Origin of the sequence: Pseudomonas sp. ERMR1:02, assembly GCF_002277815.1 — a bacterium.
Lineage (GTDB): Bacteria > Pseudomonadota > Gammaproteobacteria > Pseudomonadales > Pseudomonadaceae > Aquipseudomonas.
This window is the reverse complement of record NZ_NKJI01000007.1, coordinates 182,401-199,254: the sequence shown is the minus strand read 5'-3', so window position 1 is coordinate 199,254 and position 16,854 is coordinate 182,401. Positions and strand designations below refer to the sequence as shown.

General features: G+C 49.6%; 14 protein-coding genes and 7 pseudogenes. 6 read left to right on the top strand and 15 right to left on the bottom strand.

The genetic code is table 11. The features are described 5' to 3' along the window. The first annotated feature begins 42 nt into the window (after positions 1-42). The 4 genes and pseudogenes from CES87_RS15600 to CES87_RS15585 all read left to right on the top strand — a co-directional run bounded on the left by CES87_RS15600 (position 43) and on the right by CES87_RS15585 (position 4,843). Positions 43-1,692 carry a heparinase II/III family protein gene (locus CES87_RS15600; RefSeq protein ID WP_128606810.1) on the top strand — a complete coding sequence of 550 codons (1,650 nt, stop codon included), beginning with the start codon at positions 43-45 and terminating at the stop codon, positions 1,690-1,692. Between the two features lie 7 nt (positions 1,693-1,699). Next, positions 1,700-2,878: a glycosyltransferase family 4 protein gene (locus tag CES87_RS15595; protein WP_128606809.1), complete on the top strand. Its 1,179-nt coding sequence runs from the start codon at positions 1,700-1,702 to the stop codon at positions 2,876-2,878. 2 nt (positions 2,879-2,880) lie between these two features. Further along, positions 2,881-3,838, top strand: a pseudogene (locus tag CES87_RS15590) (UDP-glucose 4-epimerase family protein). Then, positions 3,835-4,843: pseudogene (locus tag CES87_RS15585) on the top strand (glycosyltransferase family 4 protein). Before CES87_RS15590 ends, CES87_RS15585 begins: the two co-directional pseudogenes overlap by 4 nt. Positions 4,844-5,006: 163 nt before the next feature. On the opposite strand, the pseudogene CES87_RS34325 reads toward CES87_RS15585, so the two are convergent. From CES87_RS34325 to tnpB (CES87_RS34320), 5 genes and pseudogenes are all read right to left on the bottom strand, one after another. After that, positions 5,007-5,159, bottom strand: a pseudogene (locus CES87_RS34325) (transposase); the annotation flags it as partial. A gap of 49 nt (positions 5,160-5,208) precedes the next feature. After that, positions 5,209-5,349 (bottom strand): transposase domain-containing protein, encoded by a 141-nt coding sequence (locus tag CES87_RS33165; protein ID WP_256590940.1) that lies wholly within the window; start codon positions 5,347-5,349, stop codon positions 5,209-5,211. A gap of 81 nt (positions 5,350-5,430) precedes the next feature. Then, positions 5,431-6,654 (bottom strand): annotated as a pseudogene (locus CES87_RS15575) (IS66 family transposase); the annotation flags it as partial. 81 nt (positions 6,655-6,735) lie between these two features. Further along, positions 6,736-7,095, bottom strand: a complete 360-nt coding sequence (gene tnpB, locus CES87_RS15570) for an IS66 family insertion sequence element accessory protein TnpB (protein WP_256590931.1) — start codon at positions 7,093-7,095, stop codon at positions 6,736-6,738. Positions 7,096-7,403: 308 nt separating this feature from the next. Further along, positions 7,404-7,677: pseudogene (tnpB, locus tag CES87_RS34320) on the bottom strand (IS66 family insertion sequence element accessory protein TnpB). A 214-nt stretch (positions 7,678-7,891) separates the two neighbouring features. Here tnpB (CES87_RS34320) and CES87_RS33160 point away from each other — a divergent pair. Further along, a pseudogene (locus tag CES87_RS33160) lies at positions 7,892-8,247 on the top strand (lysis protein); the annotation flags it as partial. 24 nt (positions 8,248-8,271) lie between these two features. On the opposite strand, the gene CES87_RS15555 reads toward CES87_RS33160, so the two are convergent. Continuing rightward, a complete protein-coding gene (locus CES87_RS15555) occupies positions 8,272-8,703 on the bottom strand; it encodes a hypothetical protein (protein ID WP_128606808.1) in 432 nt (143 codons plus the stop codon). A gap of 250 nt (positions 8,704-8,953) precedes the next feature. Further along, on the bottom strand, positions 8,954-9,328 hold the full coding sequence (locus CES87_RS15550; RefSeq protein WP_128606807.1) for a hypothetical protein: 375 nt from the start codon (positions 9,326-9,328) through the stop codon (positions 8,954-8,956). A gap of 529 nt (positions 9,329-9,857) precedes the next feature. Between CES87_RS15550 and CES87_RS15545 the strand changes: the two genes are divergently transcribed. Continuing rightward, on the top strand, positions 9,858-10,094 hold the full coding sequence (locus CES87_RS15545; protein ID WP_128606806.1) for a hypothetical protein: 237 nt from the start codon (positions 9,858-9,860) through the stop codon (positions 10,092-10,094). Between the two features lie 1,359 nt (positions 10,095-11,453). On the opposite strand, the gene CES87_RS15535 is transcribed toward CES87_RS15545, so the two are convergent. From CES87_RS15535 to CES87_RS15500, 8 genes and pseudogenes are all read right to left on the bottom strand, one after another. Further along, positions 11,454-12,965 (bottom strand): IS66 family transposase, encoded by a 1,512-nt coding sequence (locus CES87_RS15535; protein ID WP_128606805.1) that lies wholly within the window; start codon positions 12,963-12,965, stop codon positions 11,454-11,456. 18 nt (positions 12,966-12,983) lie between these two features. Next, positions 12,984-13,343: an IS66 family insertion sequence element accessory protein TnpB gene (gene tnpB / locus CES87_RS15530; RefSeq protein WP_256590931.1), complete on the bottom strand. Its 360-nt coding sequence runs from the start codon at positions 13,341-13,343 to the stop codon at positions 12,984-12,986. Between the two features lie 94 nt (positions 13,344-13,437). Then, positions 13,438-13,554 carry a transposase gene (tnpB, locus tag CES87_RS33155; protein WP_256590939.1) on the bottom strand — a complete coding sequence of 39 codons (117 nt, stop codon included), beginning with the start codon at positions 13,552-13,554 and terminating at the stop codon, positions 13,438-13,440. Positions 13,555-13,828: 274 nt separating this feature from the next. Continuing rightward, positions 13,829-14,311, bottom strand: coding sequence for a hypothetical protein (locus CES87_RS15520; RefSeq protein ID WP_128606804.1), 483 nt, complete (start codon positions 14,309-14,311; stop codon positions 13,829-13,831). 2 nt (positions 14,312-14,313) lie between these two features. Beyond that, the gene (locus CES87_RS15515; RefSeq protein ID WP_128606803.1) at positions 14,314-15,432 is read right to left on the bottom strand and encodes a hypothetical protein; all 1,119 of its coding nucleotides are present in this window, start codon (positions 15,430-15,432) and stop codon (positions 14,314-14,316) included. 376 nt (positions 15,433-15,808) lie between these two features. After that, entirely contained in the window at positions 15,809-16,039 is a 231-nt protein-coding gene (locus tag CES87_RS15510) for a lipopolysaccharide assembly protein LapA domain-containing protein (protein ID WP_128606802.1), read from the bottom strand. A 25-nt stretch (positions 16,040-16,064) separates the two neighbouring features. Next, positions 16,065-16,357: pseudogene (ihfB, locus tag CES87_RS15505) on the bottom strand (integration host factor subunit beta). A 151-nt stretch (positions 16,358-16,508) separates the two neighbouring features. Further along, entirely contained in the window at positions 16,509-16,787 is a 279-nt protein-coding gene (locus CES87_RS15500; RefSeq protein ID WP_128606801.1) for a hypothetical protein, read from the bottom strand. Positions 16,788-16,854 lie beyond the last annotated feature (67 nt).

The window sequence follows — 16,854 nt, the reverse complement described above, 5'->3', positions numbered from 1 at the left end:
AAATACTTTGCAACGATTTATCCATTTGAATTAGTGACTCTTATGCGCAACGCACGGACAGCTCGGCTTTCTAAGCTCTACCACACTGCCAAGATGCTACGGCCGGAACAGGTTCTCTATCGAATCTACTATCGTTTCGCCAAGATAAAACCGTTTACAGCAACGGGCATCAGCAAAAACACGTCCTTTGATTTAGCCAATCCCCCCCGCTGGAGTTCATCGCGGATAACGGGGGATGGCCAGTTTGATTTTATGGGCAGCAAGGCGCCCATTGACTGGAGTAACAATACGCTGCCAAAAATCTGGCTATACAACTTGCATTATCTGGATCACCTAGGCTCCCGCCAGGAGAATCCTCCAGCCTTATTAGAAACCGATCTGGTCAACAGCTGGATTCACGCCAATCCGCCTTTTAACGGCTGCGGCTGGGAACCTTATACGCTGTCACTCAGGATCGTGAATCTGATAAAATGGTTTCAATTGCAACCCCAGCTGGATCCGCGCTGGCTTGAAAGTCTGGCAATGCAATCGCATGCGCTTTCCCAACAAATTGAATACCACATCCTCGCAAATCACTTGTTTGTGAACGGCAAGGCGCTTGTGTTCGCGGGTAGCTTCATGCTGGGCGATCAGGCCGAGAGCTGGCTGAAAACCGGATTAAAGATATTGGATGGTGAGATCAAGGAGCAATTCCTCGCCGACGGCGCGCACTACGAGCTATCTCCCATGTATCACGCGTCCCTTTTATGGGACATGTGCGATTTGATGAATCTGGCACTCAACACTCCTATCAGCACATTGAAAAGTCGTGTGATCGAATGGCAGAAGGTTGTTGAGCGTGGGATTATTTGGCTACGCAGCATGCAGCATCCGGATGGCGGAATTCCATTCTTTAATGACTCCGCCTTCGGCATTGCACCGACACTGCGGGATATTGAAAGTTACGCAGGCTTGCTGGGCTGTCAGCCCCCAGCAGAAATAATTGGAGCCTCTTCGGTTTCCGCAAAATGCCATTCTGAAAGTGGTTATGCGGAGATCGACTTTGGAAAGGGAAGTAAAGCACTTTTAAATTTTGCGCAAATCGCTCCCGATTATCAGCCTGGGCACACCCATGCAGATACACTGAGCTTCGAATTGAGCATTTTCTGCCAGCGGGTATTCGTGAATTCGGGGACATCGCAGTATGGCGAAGACAGTGAGCGGCATCGTCAACGTAGTACCGCGGCACATAACACTGTTGAAATCGATGGAGAAAATTCGTCGGAGGTATGGGCCGGCTTCAGAGTAGCCCGTCGCGCCCATGTCAGTTTGAATACTTTCGAAAGCTCCGGAGGTTCTGTTCGCATACGTTGTTCGCATGACGGATACAAACGTTTGAAGGGAAGGAATCTGCACACACGTGAGTGGACCGCATCAATGAACACTTTGCAGATAAGCGATATCGTCACAGGTACTTTTGAAAAATCCATTGCAAGATTTCATATTCACCCTGACGCCACAGTGACTAAGAACGATAGGAATCTAATGATCACCCTTGCTTCAGGAGATGTTGTCTCTGTCTCCATATTGGGCGCTGCACGCATCACGATTGCGGATACAACCTGGCATCCGGAGTTCGGTAAATCAGTTCCGAACCAATGCATCGTCGCCGAGCTATCGTCAGACACACTTATGACCAGCGTAACGTGGTGAGGTTTATTTGAAACTATTAATATTGAGCTTCTACTATCAACCGGATTTGTCCGCAGGGTCATTCCGCACCACGGCTCTAGTAAAGGCATTGCTCGAAAAACTGCCAGCCAATGCTCATATTGAACTGATTACTACCCTGCCGAATCGCTACAGTTCGTTCAGCAGCGAAGCGCCCGAGCTGGAAGAGCACCCAGGTCTGACAATACGCCGTATTGCCCTTCCAGCTCACAAAAGCGGGATGGTTGATCAGGCAAAGGCGTTCTTGGTTTACGCAAAGTACGTGCGTAGCATCACTAAAAGCAAGCACTACGATCTTGTTTATGCAACTTCATCACGCCTGATGACAGCGACACTGGGTGCCGTAATCGCTCGCAGCAAAAAAACGGCTCTCTATTTGGACATTCGCGACATTTTTGTTGACACCATCAAGGACGTTTTACCCGGAAAGATGATCCGGGTTATCAAACCGGTCCTCTCTTTGCTTGAGCGCTTCACAGTAAAATCGGCCAAAAAAGTCAACCTGGTTTCTGCGGGATTTCTTCCATACTTCAAATCCAGATACCCAGACCAGTCGTACTCATTGTTTACAAATGGAATCGATGACGAATTTCTCAGCCTACCCACCGCTCAAACTGGAAATGACCTAAATCGGACTTTGGATGTGGCGTATGCAGGAAACATTGGGGAAGGACAGGGTCTTCACAATATAATTCCCCAACTGGCGAAGCGTTTTGAAGGAAAGTTGCGATTCAAAGTAATCGGTGACGGCGGCAGACTTGAAGCGCTAAAGGAAGCCATTCGTGCATCCAATTGTAATAATGTCGAACTGTTGAGCCCGATTAAACGTGACGAACTCATCAACGTCTATCAGTCGGCGGATATATTATTTCTGCACCTGAATGATTACGATGCATTCCGTAAAGTATTGCCTTCAAAACTATTCGAATATGCAGCGATGGGAAAACCAATCTGGGCTGGCATAGCCGGGTACGCGGCGGACTTTGTCTCTGAGCATATTGAAAATGCATTGGTATTTCCACCTTGCGATGTAGACGCGGCGGCAGAATCGTTCGAAAAACTGGAGATTTCAACCTCCGTACGTACGGCCTTCGTTGATCGTTTCGCCAGGGTGAACATCATGCGCGACATGGCGGCTGATGTAATTTCTGTGTCGGAGATTTCATGATCATGCGTATTTTACTTACAGGCGCAACTGGCTTTGTGGGCCGCGGCCTGACCCCCCTGCTGCTCCAGCATGGCCATGAGGTCACTGCCGCAGTTCGCAAAGTCACGAAAGATCTGGATTCTCGTGCGACACAAGCTTTGATAGAAGATCTGTCGAACAATCAAAACTGGCAACCCTTGCTAAGGGGGCATGACACCGTCATCCACTCGGCTGCCCGCGTGCATGTCATGAGTGATGATTCGTCCGATCCCTTGCGGAATATCGCAAAACCAACGTTGAAGGCACTCTGAATCTCGCCCGGCAATCGGCTGACGCGGGCATCAAAAGATTCCTTTTCATCAGTTCAGTAAAAGTCAACGGTGAGGGCACAACTTCAGGCAACTCTTACAGTGCCGAAAGTCAACCGATGCCTCTTGATCCCTATGGGATCTCAAAGCTGGAGGCCGAACAGGAGTTGCGCGCGCTGTCCGCGGAAACCGGTATGGAGGTAGTCATCATCCGCCCCGTACTGGTTTATGGGCCAGGTGTACAAGCTAACTTCCTGAGTATGATGCGCTGGCTCTACAAAGGAGTACCGCTGCCGTTTGGTGCAATTCATAACAAACGCAGTCTTGTTGCGCTGGACAATCTTGTAGACTTAATTTTACTTGCATTGATCATCCCGCTGCTGCAAACCAGACTTTTCTCGTTAGCGATGGCGAAGATCTTTCGACTACCATGCTGTTGCGGAAGATGGGAATCGCCTTAGGCAAACCTGCGCGTTTGCTGTTCGTACCCAGCTGGTTCCTTGAAACCTGCGCATCGATGCTAGGTAAGCAGGCGCTTGCAAAGCGGCTGTGCGGCTCACTGCAAGTTGACATCAGCAAAACCCGTGAACTCTTGGACTGGACACCGCCGGTCAGCGTCGATGAGGCGTTGCGCAAAACGGCTAAACATTTTTTGGAAAAGCACACTAAATGAAAATGTGGTGGTTATTGCCGGCCGTAGCCGTTGTTGCACTTATTCTCACTGGAGCATTGCGTCAGTACGCATTGGCTCGGAGCTTGATAGACATACCTAACGCACGAAGCTCGCACGTCGTACCGACGCCTAGGGAGGTGGAGTTGCTATTGTTGTCAGCTTTCTGCTTGCATTGATGATCACCGCCAGCATGGGTTTTGTCGCTTGGCCCTTAAGTTGGGCACTATTTGGTGCGGGTGTGGGTATTGCTGTATTGGGTTTTCTCGATGATCACGGTCATATCGTCGCCCGTTGGCGCCTACTAGGCCACTTTATTGCAGCCATTTGGGCACTCTTCTGGATAGGCGGTTTTCCGCCGATTATATTTTCGGATTCACACTTGAACTGGGCTGGGTTGGCCATGCACTAGCAGCTGTTTATCTAGTCTGGTTATTGAATCTGTATAACTTTATGGATGGTATTGACGGCATTGCTAGTGTAGAAGCAATTTGTGTGTGCCTGGGTGGATCACTGTTGTACTGGCTGACTGGCAATGAGTTGTTGGCACTTTTACCACTGTTACTAGCTTTCGCGGTGGCAGGCTTCCTCTATTGGAACTTCCCAACGGCGCGGATCTTCATGGGGGATGCTGGTAGTGGTTTCCTGGGAATAACACTGGGCGTACTTTCCTTGCAGGCAGCATGGGTTGCACCGCAACTTCTGTGGAGCTGGTTGATTTTACTGGGAGTGTTCATTGTTGACGCTACTTGGACCTTGCTCCACCGCCTGTTGAGGGGGGACAAGGTATACGAAGCTCATCGCAGTCATGCTTATCAATTCGCATCGCGTCAGTTCGGCAAACACTTACCTGTGACGTTAACAGTTGCTGCTATCAATCTCTTCTGGTTATTACCTATAGCGTTATTGGTCGGAATTGGTCGGCTTGATGGGGTACTTGGACTTCTGTTAGCTTATCTACCACTGGTAGTTCTAGCCATCCGGTTCAATGCCGGAGCGAGAGAGTAATATTGTAAGAGCTCCATAAACCCCACATTTTAAAGGTGGGGATCTATGGCTATCTTGGAATCTTCGGTGCGCAGTTCCCCGGAAACAAGGCCTCGAGGTCTTCTACGCTCGAGGCTTGTGGCAGGCGCTCGAGTGTGTGGCGCAACCACGCATCAGCGCTGTTCATCACTGGCCTCCTTGAGGTCGCGCTCGACGCGCCCAAGGCGTTACCACCCGCGTAATCGTCGCTCATCAGATAACCCCGATAATCACCAAGCAGGCGCAACGGTACCTCCTGCGCTCGGCTGGTAGTGTAATCAAACAGGATGACTGGACGCATTGTAAGCGCTCCACAAACCCCACCTAGTCAAAGGCGAGCGGAGCGTTTAACTATGAGATTGGGGTGTACAGCTCCAGGGCAACAGCGCTTCATAATCTTCAATCGAGGTCGCCAGGGGCAGCCGCTCTAATACGTGGCGCAGCCACGCGTAGGGCTCCTGGCCGTTGGCTTTGGCTGTCTCGACCAAACTGTAAAGTTGAGCACTGGCCGTTGCGCCTTTGGGCGTGTCGCTGAACAACCAGTTTTTTCTTCGGATAACGAAGGGCCTGATGGCTCGTTCGGCGGCGTTGTTGTCGATCGGCAAGTAGCCTTCTTCGACGTAGCGTTCAAGTTTGTTCCAGTTGCTGGCAAGGTAGCCGACCGCTTTGCCCAATGCGTTTTGTGTCGTCACATATGGCAAGGTTTTTACCATCCATTTTTCAGTTCGCTCAGCACGCTGACGCTCAACTCCTGACGACCCTTTTCCGCCCCTCATCGCTGCACTGCTTGAGCGCAATCTCGATACCGTAAAGCTTACTGATCAGTTTTAATGCGATATCGGCGCGTCCTGACTTGCCCTTGGGTTGCACTTTTGCGCGTCGACGAACTTGCGCCGCGCGTGCGCCCAGCAGCCCAACCGCTCTACGCCAGGTTGGGAGCCCAACGCGTTGTAGCCCGCATAGTCATCAGTCATCAAATAACCGCAATAACCTTCAAGTAGGCGCGTTGGCACCTCCTGCGCCCGGCTGGTGGAGAAGTCAAAAAGGATCACCGGTTTATCTGGCGGGCCGCCCGTTTGCACCCACATCCAGGACTGGCTGCTCGGCTCTCGATCAGGCTCTTTCAACACCTGCACGCGTGTTTCATCGCAGTGGATGACACGGCTGGCCAACAGACTATCGCGCATTAAATTCAGCAGCGGCTGGAAGTGCTCAGCGCACTGGATAACCCAGCGTGCCAAGGTCTGGCGTGGAATATCGATGCCGTGACGACCCAGTACTTTTTCAAAACGGTGAAGCGGCAGTCCATCGACATACTTGGTGGTCAGCAGCATCGCCAAGACACTTGGGCTGGCCATGCTTTTTTCAATCACTTGAGCCGGCTTGTCTGCGGTGACCGGTGGTGCTTCGCAATCGCGGCAGCCATAGACTTTACGAACGTGTTTGATCACACGAATCTGCATCGGCACGATTTCAAGCTGCTCGCTGACTTCCTCGCCAATGGCGTGTTTGCGGCAACCGCAGATGCAAGTCAGCTCGTGTTCGGGAAGCTCATGGATGACTTCAATACGAGGAAGATCGGCAGGTAACGGCTTGCGCTTACCGCGACGCTTGGCCGTAGCAACGGTCTCTTCTTCTGAAGTCTCGCCCGCAGGCTTTCCTTCGTGCTCCGCTTCGTTAAACAGCGCCATTTGCGGAGTCGCTGGATCGACCGTTTGCTCAGATTTTCTAGCGAACAGCCGTTGCCTTAGCAGCGCAACTTGCTCTTCGAGCACACCCACTCTGGATTGCATCTTTGCAAGCATCTGCTTGAGCAATTCAGGATCATCCGGAAGGTCTTCGGGCATGGAATTCATGCCCTGGATTATACCGAATCAGGCTACGAATCGCGGCGTCAAAACTTGATGAGGACGGTTTCGCCAAAGGTCGAAACCGTCGAGCATCCAGTTGAGTTCCTGGACAGTCAGGACGATCGCCTCGTCGGTGACATCGGGCGATGTTTTGAATCGCTTGGACTCCAAGCGTTTCAGCCAAAGACAGAAGCCGTTGCGTTCCCAATACAGGATTTTCACGCGGTTGCGAGGTTTGTTGAGGAAGACGAAAAGCACGGGGTCGAAGACCGCCACCTTTATATCCAACTCAACCAGCGCCGCCAGGCCATCGATGGATTTTCGAAAGTCGACGGGCTTGGGGTACAAATACACTTTTTCGACTTTTGCGTCGGGTCGCATCATGGCGAACGGGCTCCTGAGGGAATCGGGAGCACAGCATCCGGCATCAGCTAAGCGCTTTGAATGTGGGGTTTATGGAGCGCTTACATCTGTTCTTTCAGGTCAACAATGGCCCTTGTCCACCTAACGCTCACCGAGCATCTGCACAAGCATTTACTTGGGCAGAAACGGATCATCAAGGAGGTTGTCGGGCAAGGCAATCGTGGCCCGGATTATTCCCAATCAGACGACAAATCGCGGCGTCAAAACCTGACGCGGACGGTTGCCCCACAGATCAAAACCGTCGAGCAGCCAGTTCAACTCCTGGACGCTCAGCATGACGGCCTCGTCGTGGGCGTCAGGCGACTTTTATAAAACGCTCGGACTCCATTCAGCCGAGTGAGCCAAAGGCAGAAGCCGTTGCGCTCCCAGTAGAGGATTTTCACTCGATTACGGTGGCGATTCAGAAAAGACGAATAGCACCGGGTCGAACACAGCGACTTTGACATCCAGCTCGACGAAAGCTGCGAGACCGTCAATGGATTTTCGAAAATCCACCTGCTTGGGGTACAGATACACTTTTTCCACTTTTGCATCGGGTCGCATTATGACGTGCAGGCTCCAGAAAGAGATCGGGAGCACAGCATCGGGGATCAACTGGGGATTTTGAAAGTGGGGTTCTCGGATTCCTTACGAATGAGCTTCACCCACCATGATTTGATTTCATGCCCCGAGTTTTGGTGGCTCGCACACGCCAAGCGTGCCGCCAATTTTTTAATAGGTAGGGTTTATGGAGCGCTTACCCGACATAAGCAATCCGGCCGCTGTGCAGCAGCAGGCCGAACAACACAAGCGGCTGGCCCTTCAGCAGCGGTTTTCGGCCAGCGACCAGACCCAAGGAATTTAGTGATGCTCAAACCAACCAGGCTCGCCTGCGCGATCGTCTTGCCACTTCAGATCTTTGGCTGTAGTCCTACTCGACGCCACGGATTCAGCCGGCGGCTGTTCATGCCTACCGCTGCCGAAGCCGTCGGGGTGGTTCATGGAGTAACGCGCGCCCGCCTCGACACAGCGCATGCTCAATGAATCATCGCCATTACCTACGCCGGCGATGAAGGATTAGTCGCCTTAGCGGCTTGTCAGGCCTACGCCAAAGAGTTCCTAACGCGTCAGTAAAAGTACTTATCAAGTCTTCCATCTTCAGTACGAAAGGTCTGGCTGTCCATTCAGCTCCTTCAGCGGGTTAACCGTGCTCTCACTGTCCCGTTGATTATTTTGACGGTCGGCTATAATTTTCGCATAGACAACTCCCCAGGTTGCCGCAATCAAAAGATTGAATGTAATAAGTCGGAATACCGCAAAAAAAGCTGCGTACACAATCATGGTCATTAAAACTGCTCGAATAAGTGTCCAGTAAGTCGATTCAGAACTTATCGAAGACAGGCGGAAAACTACAGGCCCGAACAGAACAAGCGAGTAAATTATCAACCCGCTAATGCCACCGACCATCAATATATAAAAAAGCCAGTTATGTACATAGCCCACGTATTTAGTGAGAAAAACTCCGTCGGAAGCCTCCCACTGCATTTCATGCTTTACGCCCAAGCCATTGCCAAGGACGGGGTTGGTCAAAACATTTCCCATGCGATACGGTACTCGTGAAATCGCGAGCTGACATTGAAATCTTTACTATGTTTTACGGTAGGTGCTTCTGCAAGTTCTGAGGAAACGCTGATATTTTCGGATGCCACTACCTTAGTAGCTTCATTTTGCGTTGTAGGTACTTTGGTAATCTCGTTTGCCTTTGTTGCAGTCGATTTAACTGACGGCAAGTGTGGGGTGACAGCCCCATGTGCCTTTGTAGCAGTCGATTCAACTGGCGTTAAGCGTGGGTGATAGTCCCATTTGCCTTTGTTGCACTCGATTCATCTAGAATTGAAGGTGCTATGAAATCGTTGGTTTCTGTTGCTGCGGTCGACACGGCTGACATGGCGACGCTCGGATCGATTTTTGAAAATGAATTTTCTTCTGATTCTCTGACTTCGGCCAAATTGCTCATTCGACCTACCCATATATCCTGCATGCCAGTGGCGAATATGAATGCCAGGCCAGTACTGCTCAGCAATATAATAATCAATAGGAACTTCAGTCGTAGCTCTTTGCGGTATAAAAAACAAAGACGGAAAACATACATATAATTAGAAGCGAACTCAGGAGCATGCTCCTGGTGAATGTAATCAGCACCGCCCCCATACATGTTAGCGCCATCAGTAAACCAATGGTGGTTACGCTTTTACCCCGAGACAATGTAGACAGGATTACTCCGACTACAAGACCAACAGGCAACAATGCATCGGTCGCTTGCGCTACTTGCATGGTTATTCGATCACGCATAGGGCCAATGGCATTAGCGTTTCCAAAGGCTTCAGACTCTGAAACCTTAATTGGCTGGCCATCTATTGAAACAATCCAATACGGTTGCCAAACGTCGTTGCAGAAATAAAAGAAAATAATATATGCCGCAAACATGAAAACTAGGCGGCAATGGAAACTCCCAACCAGCGGATCTTGTTTTCGTTGTCACCGACCAATACAGCTATAGGCAGGAACTGAAACAGGAATAAAAAGGGAGTTACGCCTCTAACCCAATCCGGAATAGGAACTCCATTTTTTATGGAGGCAGCTAGGTTTACAGCGAGCACAAAAAGTCCCGCAAGCAATACAAGACCATATGTTTTTATTTAAAGTGGTTATCCTTCGAGCGAAGTGCATGAGCGAAAGTGCTAATGAAAATTGTCGCAAAAAGAACTGAAAACAAAATCTCTGTTGCGCCGATTGTAGTTGGTGCTGGAGGTAGGGCGAAGGTAATAGGAAACAACGCCAGCAATCCAAGCCATGGAGAAAATACTGCCGTAATGATAAGCAGAGAAGCGCCTATTATTCCGAAATACAAAAAATGGAGTTTTCTTGAATTAAGCAAATGGCAACAAATGCAGCAACGGCGATTGTTAGGTAGTTTTTAGTATGACTCATATCATAACGGCCAGTTGTTAAAATAGTAAATAACGAGATAGGCTTGTCCATTTTTCAGATTTATCTCCGTTACATCTTACGTACTCGTTCTTGCTGATTTTTTTGCCCATCTAGAAAGAGCTGGAGAGTAAATGGCATGGTCTGAGTGACATCCCTGGCGCTAGGTAGTGATTGATCGCGTTCGCTGTGGATGCGTGATCCGGGATGTTATATTAACGTAAACAAGGTTACGCAGGTTGGTTTTTAGGCAATAGAACACCTCCGTAGCATCACGAACGTGACGCCATGAGTCATTTGGGCACCCTTACCCTTCTGTGGGTCATTTTGATGCGTCGCGTTGGCCGGGCGCCAAGAGCACGTGCGCGAGGTCACCCGCTAAAGCCACTACGTGGCCAAGTGGTCAGGTTGATCCATGATTTTGCTCATAAGCATAAGAAAGAGGGATTGTCTTGGAAAATGTAGTGCGTGGCGACAAGGCTTATCGGTTCCTTTCAGAATCGGGAGGGTCGAGTGATGCGGAAAAGCTCCATATCATTTTCGGAAAAGCGTTGGAAGAGCGACTCAAATCTCTGGCGCCGGATTAGAACTAATCATTGCCTGCGGAATCCTCTTCTATTGATTTGATCAAGTCAGGCAGTGGTAACGTACGTTACTGAATGCTAGTCTACCTTGAACCATTCAAACGCTTCGGCCGGCTCTCCTTGGGGTAACACCCTCTGTTCCGCACGCTCTTGGCAAGTGTGCAGTTCTCGGCGCCACTTGAAGCGCCGCAAGCAAATCCGGAGTGGCGGCGATCAGCTTTACGTTCGCTTCGACCTCGCTGTAGTCGTCGAACACGGCGCCATGACGCGCCCGCCGATCTCTCTTGCGAGAACAGAGACCTGCTTGGGGTAGGCATCGTCGCACTCGTTATCAGATTCGATTTCGGTCGTACCCATGAAGTCTTCAACGATTCTCCAAGGGTCCGACGTGTGCTTAATTTTGGGCATGGGTAATCCTTCACCCGCCATTCACCGGCAGGCTGTTGAGTTGTTTTCTTTACAGCTGCTTACGGCGCTGGAAGTCAGTGCAGCGGACGATAGTGATCTGAGCATCCCGGGTGAGCGCCGACATGATTCTGAAAGGTAGGTAGTTGCAATTGTGGTGGCTTGGACGCAGGTGCCGCACATGCCGCCTTTCGGTTGATGTGTCATGGAGCGTCCTCTTCAGCCTGCTGAGCCAACTGCTCAAGCCCGGCGATCATCTGTTTCGCCAGCTCCCCCTGGTCTTCATCCGAATAATCCGGCGATGCTTTGAAGCGCCCAGTAAGCGCTCCACAAACCCCACCTAGTCAAAGGCGAGCGGAGCGTTTAACTATGAGATTGGGGTGTACAGCTCCAGGGCAACAGCGCTTCATAATCTTCAATCGAGGTCGCCAGGGGCAGCCGCTCTAATACGTGGCGCAGCCACGCGTAGGGCTCCTGGCCGTTGGCTTTGGCTGTCTCGACCAAACTGTAAAGTTGAGCACTGGCCGTTGCGCCTTTGGGCGTGTCGCTGAACAACCAGTTTTTTCTTCGGATAACGAAGGGCCTGATGGCTCGTTCGGCGGCGTTGTTGTCGATCGGCAAGTAGCCTTCTTCGACGTAGCGTTCAAGTTTGTTCCAGTTGCTGGCAAGGTAGCCGACCGCTTTGCCCAATGCGTTTTGTGTCGTCACATATGGCAAGGTTTTTACCATCCATTTTTTCAGTTCGCTCAGCACGCTGACGCTCAACTCCTGACGACCCTTTTTCCGCCCCTCATCGCTGCACTGCTTGAGCGCAATCTCGATACCGTAAAGCTTACTGATCAGTTTTAATGCGATATCGGCGCGTCCTGACTTGCCCTTGGGTTGCACTTTTTGCGCGTCGACGAACTTGCGCCGCGCGTGCGCCCAGCAGCCCAACCGCTCTACGCCAGGTTGGGAGCCCAACGCGTTGTAGCCCGCATAGTCATCAGTCATCAAATAACCGCAATAACCTTCAAGTAGGCGCGTTGGCACCTCCTGCGCCCGGCTGGTGGAGAAGTCAAAAAGGATCACCGGTTTATCTGGCGGGCCGCCCGTTTGCACCCACATCCAGGACTGGCTGCTCGGCTCTCGATCAGGCTCTTTCAACACCTGCACGCGTGTTTCATCGCAGTGGATGACACGGCTGGCCAACAGACTATCGCGCATTAAATTCAGCAGCGGCTGGAAGTGCTCAGCGCACTGGATAACCCAGCGTGCCAAGGTCTGGCGTGGAATATCGATGCCGTGACGACCCAGTACTTTTTCAAAACGGTGAAGCGGCAGTCCATCGACATACTTGGTGGTCAGCAGCATCGCCAAGACACTTGGGCTGGCCATGCTTTTTTCAATCACTTGAGCCGGCTTGTCTGCGGTGACCGGTGGTGCTTCGCAATCGCGGCAGCCATAGACTTTACGAACGTGTTTGATCACACGAATCTGCATCGGCACGATTTCAAGCTGCTCGCTGACTTCCTCGCCAATGGCGTGTTTGCGGCAACCGCAGATGCAAGTCAGCTCGTGTTCGGGAAGCTCATGGATGACTTCAATACGAGGAAGATCGGCAGGTAACGGCTTGCGCTTACCGCGACGCTTGGCCGTAGCAACGGTCTCTTCTTCTGAAGTCTCGCCCGCAGGCTTTCCTTCGTGCTCCGCTTCGTTAAACAGCGCCATTTGCGGAGTCGCTGGATCGACCGTTTGCTCAGATTTTCTAGCGAACAGCCGTTGCCTTAGCAGCGCAACTTGCTCTTCGAGCACACCCACTCTGGATTGCATCTTTGCAAGCATCTGCTTGAGCAATTCAGGATCATCCGGAAGGTCTTCGGGCATGGAATTCATGCCCTGGATTATACCGAATCAGGCTACGAATCGCGGCGTCAAAACTTGATGAGGACGGTTTCGCCAAAGGTCGAAACCGTCGAGCATCCAGTTGAGTTCCTGGACAGTCAGGACGATCGCCTCGTCGGTGACATCGGGCGATGTTTTGAATCGCTTGGACTCCAAGCGTTTCAGCCAAAGACAGAAGCCGTTGCGTTCCCAATACAGGATTTTCACGCGGTTGCGAGGTTTGTTGAGGAAGACGAAAAGCACGGGGTCGAAGACCGCCACCTTTATATCCAACTCAACCAGCGCCGCCAGGCCATCGATGGATTTTCGAAAGTCGACGGGCTTGGGGTACAAATACACTTTTTCGACTTTTGCGTCGGGTCGCATCATGGCGAACGGGCTCCTGAGGGAATCGGGAGCACAGCATCCGGCATCAGCTAAGCGCTTTGAATGTGGGGTTTATGGAGCGCTTACAGCGCCCACACTACAGCTGCTTTAGCCAGAGGCAAAAGCCGTTGCGCTTCCAATACAAAATTTTCACTCGGTTTCGAAGCTTGTTGAGGAACACGAAAAGCACGGGGTCAAACACCGCGACCTTGATGTCCAGTTCGAACAGAGAAGCGAGACCATTAATGGATTTTCGAAAATTGAGGGGTTTGGGGGTAGAGATAGACTTTTTCTACTTTTGCGTCGGGACGCAGCAGAGGTAGTGGCTCCGGAAAGGAATCGGGAGCACAGCATCGGGTATCAGATGGTGACTTTGACCGCTACTTTTAGTTATTGCGTTATCGTTGCAGGATCCATTCACTTCCCTTACCTATTCACTCATTTCTTCTCGGATCAGTAAAACTTCAGTCTGACTCCGTCACCGCCTATTAAAATATCTTGATTCTCTGCCAACCATTGTCTCTAAAGTCCTGTTTCAGAACCTGAAATGAACCTTTCATCGCCGGCCGCGTACAAAATCCTGACTCCACAGCCTGACTGGTTAGATCCATAGGCACTATATTCCTCCCTGAGAATACTTCAATAGAATGCATAAAGTAATCTTTCTTCAAGAGATAGAGTTCAGGCTCTTCCTTCTTCAGGAACTCAAATGCTTCCTGCATCCTTCCAAGAACTGAGCTGCAGCCTTTAGCCAAGAATGGAAAATTATATTGATACGAAAACATAGGGATAACCGCCTTCGCCACCGAATAAGGGATTTTCGCCGACAAATCGCTATCTGGAATAATGATTGTCATTAGATTTTGAGAAGTGTAGTTATACTCTTCTACTGTTTTGAACTGCAGCCCTCGAAAAAAATAATACTCAAAGTTTTTAAAACTAAAACCATATGCACTAAAAGTAAAAAGCAAAATTACAACTGCAAAAACCCACCAACAAGGCCCACCCCATACACTTTATTCGCAATCAAAAATTGAATAAAAATAATTAGGCTCGCACCACCTATAAAACCAACCGCATAATCCATATAATTTTTATATGAAAGCATAACTCCGGACAAAACATGAATATTGGAAACCAGAAAAATAGAACATACCAAAAACAATTGAAACCCATTATAATTATTATGCGTAGCTTCCATTACCCTGGTTAAAATTAACTGCATCGCTAACAGCACGAAAGCGAACACACCTGCCACCGGAATTATAGGAACATGAGTTTTAATATAGAGGCTACTGGAAGCGACAATAAAAACGTCTCGAGAAAAAAAGACAGCGTCCAACGCAGCAAAGCCAATCGACACAATAAAATAAGAAAAAAAACAGGCGAAAAAGACCCTAAGAGCATTAGTGCTCCCTCGAAAAAATCCAATCCGCACAAACGTTAATACGGCGATCAAGAAAAAAACATAAACAATAGCCACATAGAAATATAGGAAGGGTAAAACCACAAAAAGACCTATTAACTTTTTTGTTTTTGTATAATAGGCAACAGCAACAGAGATCAAAAGACAAGACAACTGTGGCTCAGGTGTCCGCAAGATGGACTGATATGGCTCGAATCCAAAACCGAAAACCCCATACTCCCTCAGGAAGAAACTCTGAACCAATGGGTTGCCAAAATTAAATAATATTGGAGAAAACAATAGTACTACTGAGAAAAATACAGCATTATCAACTTTAAACCCTGAACATTTAAACGACAAAACCAGCGCAAAAAACATGACCGGTGTCAAAATACAATCAAATATTAAATTTATATCCCCACCACTGAAGCCAGCATTGTGAAAAACATACACAATCACTGATGAAAACCAGTATCCAGGAACTTTCATCGCTGCCAAAGCGCCCTGATAACTTAAATAAGTTTCCTCATCCCATGCATTAACATAAATAAAATTTACCGAATCAAAATAGCTATAAACCATTGGTATGGAATATGAAAGATATGCAAGAACCACAAAAGCACAAATCAAAACGCCTTTAATTGAAAAAAAAACGTGTAGCCCAGCTGCTTCATTATTTATGGTCATATTTTTCTTATTCGATAAAAAAGTAAATGTTATATATGTTTTACCGCCCCCCCCCGGCGACCCGGACAGGTCCTCTGATCCATCGCAACAAGACAATATCGCAGACAATCTAAATACCCTCTTATACAAAAGGCAGCGTAATTTACACTCCCTGACGGGAGGTAATTTCCCAGTAAAGGTACTAACGAGCTTTGCACTTCAAACGATTGATACGGACTTTTGACACGACAAAGGGTACTGGGTACACAGCCTTGCTATTTTCAGTATCTCCCTTTCGAGGGTAGGATACCGATTGATCTACTATAATTCCATCAGCTTATTATCGGGTAGTGCTGGAGCAAGGGTGGGGACATTCATCACAACCTGATCAGACCAGTCATTTACGCCGCATTCGTGCGACATTGCCGAACAGCCAACGGATAACTGGCCCAATAATCATCCCTGTCAGGAGCGCTGCCACAACAACAATAGACACGGGTAACTGTGGACCGGTTAAGCCTAGGAATAACAAGGAAACAGACTGCTGATTCTCAAGCACAAAGGCAAAAACGATCAGTGCGGACAGGAAAACAACGAGCACAAGAAGCCCGCGCTTCAAACGACTCATGAGTTACTCCTAAGATAGATAAGTATCAAATCTCGTCCTCATCCTCATTCACCCGATCCCTAAGCTCTTTCCCCGGCTTGAAATGCGGAACGAACTTTCCATCGAGACTAACCGACTGACCAGTTTTCGGATTACGCCCTACCCGCGGCGCACGGTAATGCAGAGAGAAGCTGCCAAACCACGGATTTCGATACGATCACCCGTGGCCAGACATTGGGACATTTGTTCAAGCATGGTCTTGATGGCTAGCTCCACATCCTTTGATGAGAGCAGCCCTTGATGGGTGACAATTCGTTCGATCAACTCCGACTTCGTCATATTTTTCCCTTCTTTTTCAAGCAGCTAGGAAAATCGCTTCAAAGGTTTTAGCATGCCGGGACGAGTTTGAACAGTCCGAGTTTTGACATACCCTTGCCCGTTGCGCAATGCTCGTTTTCACAGCATCGAAACGAATACCCCTGCCCCATGCTCACCTGCAAATAACCAGCATCGTACGAGTCAGGTAGCCTGCCGGATTTAAGCCAAAGGGAAATTCATCCTCTTCCTTGGCATCATCAGACCTTGCCACCACTTTATAACCTGACGCCTTGCACTCCTTGTCTGCTCGTTTGCGACACTTCTCCCATCCCGACCCCAATCCTGAGCAGTCGATCTCGATACCGCTGACCCCGCGCACTGCATACGTCCTGGCATTAGTGGTACAGGCCGCCAATACCAGCAATGCCATGACGACGATGAGTTTGTTCATTCACTTCCTTATGCCAGGCGCCCTGCGCCCGACTGTCGTTCACCTCAGGCTACAGACTAGCCGTAAA

What these genes read in the sequence shown, in the direction of transcription:
- CES87_RS15535 (WP_128606805.1), bottom strand. Translation starts at nt 12,965, where the DNA reads ATGAATTCCATGCCCGAAGACCTTCCGGATGATCCTGAATTGCTCAAG.
- CES87_RS15545 (WP_128606806.1), top strand. Translation starts at nt 9,858, where the DNA reads ATGAAAATTGTCGCAAAAAGAACTGAAAACAAAATCTCTGTTGCGCCG.
- CES87_RS15550 (WP_128606807.1), bottom strand. Translation starts at nt 9,328, where the DNA reads ATGTATGGGGGCGGTGCTGATTACATTCACCAGGAGCATGCTCCTGAG.
- CES87_RS15515 (WP_128606803.1), bottom strand. Translation starts at nt 15,432, where the DNA reads ATGACCATAAATAATGAAGCAGCTGGGCTACACGTTTTTTTTTCAATT.
- CES87_RS15510 (WP_128606802.1), bottom strand. Translation starts at nt 16,039, where the DNA reads ATGAGTCGTTTGAAGCGCGGGCTTCTTGTGCTCGTTGTTTTCCTGTCC.
- CES87_RS15600 (WP_128606810.1), top strand. Translation starts at nt 43, where the DNA reads ATGCGCAACGCACGGACAGCTCGGCTTTCTAAGCTCTACCACACTGCC.
- tnpB (WP_256590931.1), bottom strand. Translation starts at nt 13,343, where the DNA reads ATGATGCGACCCGACGCAAAAGTCGAAAAAGTGTATTTGTACCCCAAG.
- tnpB (WP_256590931.1), bottom strand. Translation starts at nt 7,095, where the DNA reads ATGATGCGACCCGACGCAAAAGTCGAAAAAGTGTATTTGTACCCCAAG.
- CES87_RS15500 (WP_128606801.1), bottom strand. Translation starts at nt 16,787, where the DNA reads ATGAACAAACTCATCGTCGTCATGGCATTGCTGGTATTGGCGGCCTGT.